Origin of the sequence: Haladaptatus sp. W1, assembly GCF_001723155.1 — an archaeon.
In the GTDB taxonomy this organism is placed as follows: Archaea; Halobacteriota; Halobacteria; order Halobacteriales; family Haladaptataceae; genus Haladaptatus; species Haladaptatus paucihalophilus.
Map to the genome: position 1 here is coordinate 1 of NZ_MEIH01000247.1, position 2,363 is coordinate 2,363.

2 protein-coding genes and 1 pseudogene are annotated in these 2,363 nt (G+C 64.3%); 2 read left to right on the top strand and 1 reads right to left on the bottom strand.

The window, feature by feature from the left end; genetic code table 11:
• Positions 1-308 precede the first annotated feature (308 nt).
• Positions 309-674: pseudogene (locus BG842_RS27470) on the top strand (FAD-dependent oxidoreductase); the annotation flags it as partial.
• Here BG842_RS27470 and BG842_RS10790 read toward each other — a convergent pair.
• On the bottom strand, positions 599-1,759 hold the full coding sequence (locus tag BG842_RS10790) for a phosphoglucomutase/phosphomannomutase family protein (RefSeq protein WP_254663068.1): 1,161 nt from the start codon (positions 1,757-1,759) through the stop codon (positions 599-601). The pseudogene BG842_RS27470 and the gene BG842_RS10790 sit on opposite strands and share 76 nt — an antisense overlap.
• A 249-nt stretch (positions 1,760-2,008) precedes the next feature.
• Between BG842_RS10790 and BG842_RS10795 the strand changes: the two genes are divergently transcribed.
• Positions 2,009-2,363: NADPH-dependent FMN reductase (locus tag BG842_RS10795; RefSeq protein ID WP_139136095.1), on the top strand; the 355-nt coding region annotated here is incomplete at its 3' end.

A 2,363-nucleotide genomic window follows, 5' to 3' on the forward strand; every position in this document is an offset into this window, starting at 1 on the left:
GTCGCGCGGGGAACCGGCCGCGATGGCGCTGGTGGACTACGACGTGGAAATCGGGTCGAGACTGACCGTCCGCGTCGATGGTGAGGACGTCGGCGCGGAACTGGTGTCCCTGCCGCTGGTGGACGGCAGCGACGAATCCGGGCGCGTGCCGACCTACGACTGAGCGGTTCTCTCCGTGTCCGAAATCGACGCGAGACGCCACTAAACCGAGGTTTTTCGACAAAAGTCGAGTCGATCCGATAGCGACGGCCACGTGTCACCGACGGAGGAAAACCCTTTTCAACAACTTAGTGATATCACTGAGTGGTATGCAAGCATTCGATGGCTTTGCGGACGTGAGCGAGGCGGAAGTGACGCGAGCGATTGGCACCGCGTGGAGCGACGAGTTCACCGAGTTCTCGGAAACGGACGTCATCATCGTCGGCGGCGGCCCGTCCGGGTTGGTCGCGGCGAAGGAACTCGCCGAGCGCGGCGTCGAGACCATGGTCGTGGAGAAGAACAACTACCTCGGCGGCGGGTTCTGGCTCGGCGGATTCCTGATGAACAAGGTGACGGTCCGCGACCCGTCGCAGGCCGTCCTCGACGACCTCGGCGTCCCCTACGAGGAATCGGACGAGGCCGACGGACTGTACGTCGCAAACGGCCCGCACGCCTGTTCCGCGCTCATCGAAAGCAGGTCGTCCACGCGGTCGTCGAAGGGGCGTTCGGCCGCGATTGCCGCGGCGAGGAGCGCCATGAGCACGCCGTCCTTCTCGCGGATGTGGCCGCGAATCGTGAACCCGCCGCTCTCCTCGCCGCCGACGAGCGCGTCGTGGTCCGCGATGGCCTGTGCGACCCACTTGAACCCGACCGGCGTCTCGTGGACCTCCTGGTCGTGTTTCTCGGCGATCCGGTCGATGAGGAACGTAGTCGAGACGGTGCGAATCGCCGACCCCGAGTCGGCTTCGAGGAGATACTCGTACAACGCGGCGAAAAAGAGGTTCTCGTCCAAGAAGCCGCGTTCAGGCGTGACGACGGCGATGCGGTCGGCGTCGCCGTCGTTCGCTATTCCGAGGTCGGCGTCGCCGTCCTCGACCGCCGCGACGAGTTCTTGAAGATTCTCCTCGCTCGGTTCCGGCGACGACCCGCCGAACTCCGGGTCCCGTTCACAGCGGAGGCATTCGACGCTCGCGCCCGCTTCTTCGAGGAGTTCGTCGGTGACGCCGCGGCCGCTCCCGTGCATGGCGTCGTAGACGACCGAGAGGTCCTCGAAGTCGGCGTCCACGAGGTCGAAGGCGTGGTCGGCGTACGGGGCAACCAAGTCCTCCTCGCTGACCCGGCCATGTTCGGACTCCGGCAGCGGGTCGGGTTCGGCGAGTCGGGCCATTATCTCGTCGGTCACTTCGGGGAGGGCTGGCGCGCCGTCGGACGGGATGAACTTCACGCCGTTGTACTCCGGCGGGTTGTGCGAGGCGGTTATCATCAGTCCGCCCGCGAGGTCGCGGTCCACGAGCGTCCACGCGAGAATCGGCGTCGGGGTGTCTCGCTCGGGGATGAGCACGTCGAACCCGTTCGCGGCGAGGACGCGACAGAGGTCCTCCGCGAACCCGCGCGACGTTTCGCGTGCGTCGTAGCTCACGGCGACCGTCTCGCCCGCACGGTCCTCGACTTCGCGGAGGTAGTCGGCGACCGCTTGGCCTACGATTTGCACTCGTGGCGACGTGAACTCGTCGAGCGTCGCCCGCCAGCCGTCGGTTCCGAACGAAATCAGCGTATCCATACATCGTTCGTCACCGCCGGGGTCGAAAAAACCACCGTGTGGCGTGGTCCCAGAGAAATGTAGAACATCCAACCAAAGCGCGTTTTCGGGAACCGTTTTGTGAACTCGATGTGAATTCCCGCTCATGAAACTAAGACGAGCGGTATCCGCATCGACGTGCTACTGGAATACGGGACAGTTCAAGCGGCACCAACGACGGTCGGGACGGAACAAGCCCGTTAAACGTTCGCGGCACCAACGAGGTGAATAATGCAACCCAAACCGACAGTCGTCGCGGTATGCGGCAGCATGCGCGACGGAAGTCACACGCGGACAGCCCTGAAACACGTCCTCGACGCCGCCGCGGAAGCGGGGGCCGAGACGGAACTCATCGACGTTCGGGAGTACGACCTCCCGATATTCGACCCCGACAAGGAGATGCCGGAGGATGCGGAGGAGATAACGCGGAAGATTCGAGAAGCGGATTCCGTCGTGCTCGGCAGTCCGGTGTACCACGGGTCGTACACTTCCGCCTTCCGCAACGTCCACGACTACTGTAGCTTCGACGAGTTCGAGGATACCACCGTCGGCCTGCTCGCGGTCGCCGGTGGTGGCTCCTACGGCA